4 protein-coding genes are annotated in these 6002 nt (G+C 65.5%); 3 read left to right on the plus strand and 1 reads right to left on the minus strand.

What is annotated here, in order from left to right:
- Positions 1–134 precede the first annotated feature (134 nt).
- Entirely contained in the window at positions 135–1835 is a 1701-nt protein-coding gene (locus APH44_RS18700; RefSeq protein WP_054893962.1) for a sulfatase-like hydrolase/transferase, read from the plus strand.
- Between the two features lie 49 nt (positions 1836–1884).
- Here the strand turns inward: APH44_RS18700 and APH44_RS18705 are convergent, their stop codons facing one another.
- On the minus strand, positions 1885–3213 hold the full coding sequence (locus APH44_RS18705) for an MFS transporter (protein ID WP_054893963.1): 1329 nt from the start codon (positions 3211–3213) through the stop codon (positions 1885–1887).
- 161 nt (positions 3214–3374) lie between these two features.
- Between APH44_RS18705 and APH44_RS18710 the strand changes: the two genes are divergently transcribed.
- Together APH44_RS18710 and APH44_RS18715 are read left to right on the plus strand one after the other, a co-directional pair.
- A complete protein-coding gene (locus APH44_RS18710; protein ID WP_054893964.1) occupies positions 3375–4472 on the plus strand; it encodes a sugar diacid recognition domain-containing protein in 1098 nt (365 codons plus the stop codon).
- Positions 4473–4592: 120 nt separating this feature from the next.
- Positions 4593–5732, plus strand: a complete 1140-nt coding sequence (locus APH44_RS18715) for a glycerate kinase (protein ID WP_054893965.1) — start codon at positions 4593–4595, stop codon at positions 5730–5732.
- Positions 5733–6002: the final 270 nt, after the last annotated feature.

Consider the following 6002-nt stretch of genomic DNA (forward strand, 5'->3'; position numbering starts at 1 on the left):
GTCTCAACCGCGATACGTTTTTTGCGCCAGAATATGGCGTTGAGATGCCGTCGGAAAATTGACTTTTCCGGCTTGTGATTTGTTTCAAGACTGCTACGGTTTGAATGAAAACCCCTGACCGGAGTGGTCGAATCATGCGCGGATGGATCAAGCTGGCCCTGTTGTTCCTCTACCTGGCGAGCTTCCATGGCTATTACCGGGAGCGGATAGAAGCGCTGGGTCTTGGCCTGCCGTTGCTGCTTTACCTGGGCGTGGCGGGGGTGCTGGTGGTGGGGCTGCTGCTGGCGGCGTGGATTCGCCCAGGTTGGCTGCGCTGGGTGCTGGCGTTGGCTTTTGCGGTGAGTGCGCTGTTCTTCGATGCTTATATGCGAATCACCGATTCCTACCTCACCTACAGTGCGTTCGTGTCCATGGTGTATGCCGGTGGCTTCATCCAGGAAGCGCTACAGCAGTACCACTATGCGATCACCTTGGCGGCGTTCAACGCGCTGCTGGTGCTGTTGGGTGTGGGTTTGCGCCCGGGCGCTGTGCTGCGTCTGCCGCGCCTGGTGCCAATTGTCGCGCCATTTCTGGCGCTGGCGTTGCTGGTCGGTGTGCTGTTCATCCGCGCAGGCGAGGGGGCCCGCGGCCTGCCTGTGATGTACACACCCTTGGCTTATGTGAGCCTGTTCGGCTACGAGGCGCTGCATGACCGTGTCGGCCCACGCGAGCCGGTGAGCCTGGCGCAGTCCGGCAAGCCGATGGCGCGCGATATCGTGCTGATCATCGACGAGAGCATTTCGGGCAACTACCTGGACCTCAACACCCCTGCCGGCGTGGCGACTCACCTGCTGCAGCCGCACCCAGGGGTGAGTATCGTCAACTACGGCTACGCGGCCTCGGTGGCCAACTGCAGCGCCGACACCAACGTCACCTTGCGCTACGGCGGCACCCGCAGCGATTACCTGCGCATCAATTCGACCCAGCCGTCGATTTGGCAATACGCCAAGCGTGCAGGGCTGGGCACGGTGTACATCGATGCCCAGCGCACCGGCGGCAATCTGCAGAACCTGATGGACGAAACCGAGAAGCGCGACATCGACCGCTTCGTCCAGTTCGACGACACCCCCGTGGTGCAGCGCGACATGGCGGCGCTGGAGCAACTGGTCAGCCTGCTCAAGGATGGCCAGCCGCAACTGATCGTGATCAACAAGGTTGGCGCGCATTTCCCGGTGCACGACAAGTACCCCGACGCCTTCCTGACCTACCAGCCGGCATTGCCGCGTGGGCATTTCACCGATGTGGCCGACACCGGCACCCGCGACGGCTTCGATGGCCGCCCCGAAGACTGGGTGCTGTACCGCAACGCGTACCGCAATACGCTGGGCTGGAACGTGGGCGAGTTCTTCCGCCGCCTGTTCGCCGAGGCCGATCTGAGCCAGGCGGTGCTGATCTACACCTCCGACCATGGCCAGGACCTGCATGAGCGCGGCAATCCGGGCCTGAACACCCACTGCGACAGCGACCCGGTGATGGAGGAGGGGCTGGTACCGCTGGTGGTGATCCAGGGCACGAGCGTCAAGGCCCTGGACTGGCAGGCTCACCTGTCACAGAACCGCAACGCCTCCAGCCACTACAACATCTATCCGACGCTGCTCAAGCTGCTGGGCTATGACGCCGCAGCCGTCACCCGTATCTACGGCCAGGCGCTGGATGTGCCGACCGACGACCCGTTCACCTTCAACGTGCGCTTCAACGCACGGCTGGGCGCCAAGCCGGACTTTCGTCACATCGACCTCAGCCAGGTGGTGACCCCTGACCAGGCCAAGGGTGTAGCGGTGACTGCGGCGCCCTGAGCGCACATGCCGTTGCGGCAGGCGCGGGGCAAGCCCGCGCCTCCAGGCGTCAGTTGGCCCGTGCGGCGTTCAGTGCCCCGGCGCGCGACACGCGCAGGGCCACCAGGCTGCCCAGCACGATCACTCCGGCCAACGAGTACAGCGCAGCGTCGGTCGAGCCGGTCTGGTCCTTGATGAAACCAACCAGGTACGGGCTCAGGAAGCCAGCCATCTGCCCCACCGAGTTGATGATCGCCAGGCCCGCGACGGCCGCACTGGCGCTGAGCAGCGCGGTCGGCATCGGCCAGAACATCGGCAGGCCGGTCAGGGCGCCCATGGTGGCGATGGACAGGCCCAGGATGGCCACGGTTGGGTTGCTGGCGAAGTTGACCGCGATCAGCAGGCCGATGGCGCCCATCAGCATCGGCACCACCAAGTGCCAGCGGCGTTCGTTGCGCAGGTCTGCCGAGCGACCGACGATGATCATGAACACACCGGCCAGCAGGTAGGGGATCGCACTCAGCCAGCCGATCAGCAGCGGGCTGTCGAAGCCCAGGTTCTTGATGATCGATGGCAGCCAGAAGTTGATCGCATAGACGCCGCTCTGGATGCAGAAGTAGACGAAGCCGAAGGTCCAGATCAGCGGGTTGGTCAGCACGGCCCACACGCTGTCGCCGGTGGTGCTCGGCTTGCTCGCGGCATCGGCGGCGAGGTCTCTGGCGATCAGTTGGCGCTCGCTGTCCGACAACCAGGCGGCCTTCTGGTAGCCATCGCTGAGCAGGAACACCGCGAGGATGCCCAGCACCACGGTCGGCAGGCCCTGGATCAGGAACATCCACTGCCAGCCCGCCAGACCGTGCTGGCCGGCGGCGAAGTGGTCGAGAATCCAGCCGGAGAACGGCCCGCCGAGCAGGCCCGAGACCGGGATCGCCGACATGAACAGGGCCATGATGCGGCCACGGCGGTCAGCCGGGAACCAGCGCGAGAGATACAGGACCACGCCGGGGAAGAAGCCGGCTTCGGCGGCGCCGGTGAACAGGCGCAGCACGTAGAACTCCATCGGCGTGGTGACGAACAGCAGGCAGGTCGAGAGCGTGCCCCAGGCGATCATCATCACCGCGATCCAGCGCCGTGGGCCGAAGCGGTTGAGCGCCAGGTTGCTGGGCAGGCCGCAGAGCACGTAGCCGATGAAGAAGATCCCGGCGCCCAGGCCGTAGATGGTCTCGCTGAACTTCAGCGCGTCGAGCATCTGCAACTTGGCGAAGCCGACGTTGACGCGGTCCAGGTAGTTGAACAGGTAGCAGATGAAAATGAACGGGATCAACCGCAGGGTGATGCGCCGGTACAGCGCATTGCGGCTGGGGTCTTGGCCTTGGTCAGGGGCAGGGCTGTGTGCCATGATGAAATTCTCTGTTGTTATGGTTGTCACGCGGCGCCTGTTCCGGCGCTCGCCTGAAACGAGTCTCGGCGAGCAGGGCGCCGCTGTCTTTGTGCTTTTGCACAGCGTAGGGCACGCACGGCTGTGCTGCGGAACAAAGTCTGCCACTGCAAGGAACCCACATGTTCGAGCTTGACCACGACCTGGCCCAGGATATCGTCGACCGGGCGATGGCGATCCTGCCGTGCAACGTCAACGTCATGGACAGCCAGGGCCTGATCCTGGGCAGTGGCGAGCCAGAGCGCATCAATACCCGCCATGAGGGGGCGCAACTGGTCCTGGCCAATGGGCGCATCGTCGAACTCGACAGCGAGGCGGCCAAATGTCTCAAGGGCGTGCAGCCAGGGGTGAACCTGCCGTTGATGCTCGACGACCGATTGATCGGCGTGCTCGGCCTGACCGGCGATCCGCAGCAACTGCGCACCTACGGCGAGCTGGTGCGCATGACCGCCGAGATGCTCCTGGCCCAGCGTCACCTGCAGATCGAGCAACAGTGGCGCCGGCAGCGCTGCGACGATCTGCTGGCGCTGCTGCTCGGTGGCAGTGGCGAGTCCCCCCGGCTGGTGGACGAAGCCCGGCAACTGGGGCTCAAGCCGCAACTGCCAAGGGTGCCTTGCCTGTTCGAACTGGAGGCTGGGCCACCGGGCGAAGCGCTGTCGGCCTGGCTGACCAGCCGCTACCCGGACAGCTGGTGCGTAAGCCCGGCGCGTCAATCGTTGCTCTGGTGCCGTCCGGCAAGCGTGGCGCTGGACGAGGTGCGTCTGATCGAACGCTTGCAGCGCCATGGCTGGCAGGTCCAGCGCCTGGCCCTGGGCAGTGTGGCGCAGAGCCTGGAACAACTGCGACGAGGTTACCGTCGGGTCCGCGACCTGTTGGCGTATGGCCGCGAGGTAGTGCCTGGGGAGCGCGTGCTGAGTTTGTCGCGCTACCGCTTGCCGGCGTTGCTCTGGCGTCACCGCAACGATGATGCCCTGGACGAATTGCTCGAACCGTTGCAACGCATCCGCGCCAAGGATGCCAGCGGCCAATTGCTCGCCACCTTGCGTGCCTGGTGCGCCCATGACGGACAAAGCCAGGCATGCGCCGATGCCTTGGGGATCCATCGCAACAGTCTGCGTTATCGACTGGAGCGAATCGCTGAACTGGGCGAGGTGGATCCGCTGCGTCTGGAAGGGATGCTGAGCCTGTACCTGGGCTTGCAACTGTTACCCGCCGAGTGAGTCGCGGATCCGGGCAGTGGCATTTGCCCAAACAACCGGCCGGGTGTTTTGTGCATCCGACCGAGGCCGCTCTGGCACGCAGCTGTCAGCATGCGGGCTAACAGGACCAGGAGATTCCCCATGAAAGTCGTCATCGCCCCCGATTCGTTCAAGGACAGCCTCGATGCCGCCGGTGTCGCCCGGGCGATCAGCGCCGGGCTGGCCAAGGTCTGGCCCGAGGCGGAGCGAATCGAGTGCCCGATGGCCGATGGCGGTGAGGGCACCATGGAAGCGATCGTCGCGGCCACCGAGGGCGAGCAGCGCCGCCAGGTGGTGCGCGGGCCGCTGGGGGCGCCAGTGGAGGCGAGCTGGGGCTGGTTGGCGCAGAGCCGCACCGCGGTGATCGAGATGGCCCAGGCCAGTGGTATCCAGTTGCTGCCCAGCGCACAGCGCGATGCCTGTCGCAGCAGTACCTGGGGCACCGGCGAGCTGATTGCCGCAGCCCTGGCGGCAGGTGCGCAGCGCATCGTGCTGGCCATCGGCGGCAGCGCCACCAACGACGCCGGCAGCGGCATGTTGCGGGCCTTGGGCCTGCGCTTGCTGGACCGCGAAGGCCAGGCACTGGCCGAGGGCGGTCTGGCCCTGGCGCAACTGGCACGCATCGACGCCAGCGACCTCGATCCGCGTCTGGCCGAGGTGCAGTTCGAGGTGGCGGCGGATGTCGACAACCCCTTGTGCGGGGTCAATGGTGCCTCGGCGATCTTCGGTCCGCAGAAGGGCGCAACGCCCGAGCAGGTATTGCAGCTGGACCAGGCACTGGGGCATTTCGCTGATCATTGCGCGCAGTTGCTGGGTGAAGACCTGCGTGAATCTCCCGGCTGCGGTGCGGCGGGCGGCATGGGCTTTGCGGCCAAGGCCTTCATGGGCGCGCGTTTTCGTCCTGGGGTCGAAGTGGTGGCGGAGCTCGCCGGGTTGGACGGGCTGGTGCAGGGCGCGGACCTGGTGATCACCGGCGAAGGCCGTTTCGATGCCCAGACCCTGCGCGGCAAGACCCCGATGGGCGTGGCCCGCGTGGCCAAGCGTTACGGTGTGCCGGTGGTGGTGATTGCCGGGACCTTGGGGGAGGGCTACGAGGCGTTGTATGCCCATGGCATCGATGCCGCGTTCGCCGTGACTAGCGGGCCGATGACGCTCGAGCGCGCTTGTGCCGAGGCCGGGGCGCTGCTCGAGGCGCGGGCGGGGGATATCGCACGGTTGTGGCGGTTGGCGCGGGCGGTGTAGGAGTCATCTCTTTCGAGGGTTTTGTGTGGGGGCTGGCAGGTGCTCGCCGAGAGATTTTTAGTGCTCATTAGATCGAGCGCCGCCCGCGCGGCGCTTCGCGGGCAAGTCGGAGCGCCGAACCGCCGCCCCCACATTTGTTTCCGGCCAGTTATGCCTGTGCCACAGGCGCGCGACCGCCTGGTGTGTACGACTCGGTACCGCGTCGTGCGCCAAAGGGGTCGCGCGAAAATGCCACAGGATTCATTGGCCCGAAACAAACTGTAGGAGCGG

This window comes from Pseudomonas sp. NBRC 111143 (assembly GCF_001320965.1).
GTDB classification, from domain to species: Bacteria; Pseudomonadota; Gammaproteobacteria; order Pseudomonadales; family Pseudomonadaceae; genus Aquipseudomonas; species Aquipseudomonas machongensis.

Coding starts and splice junctions, on each gene's coding strand:
- APH44_RS18710 (WP_054893964.1), top strand. CDS start 3,375: ATGTTCGAGCTTGACCACGACCTGGCCCAGGATATCGTCGACCGGGCG.
- APH44_RS18715 (WP_054893965.1), top strand. CDS start 4,593: ATGAAAGTCGTCATCGCCCCCGATTCGTTCAAGGACAGCCTCGATGCC.
- APH44_RS18700 (WP_054893962.1), top strand. CDS start 135: ATGCGCGGATGGATCAAGCTGGCCCTGTTGTTCCTCTACCTGGCGAGC.
- APH44_RS18705 (WP_054893963.1), bottom strand. CDS start 3,213: ATGGCACACAGCCCTGCCCCTGACCAAGGCCAAGACCCCAGCCGCAAT.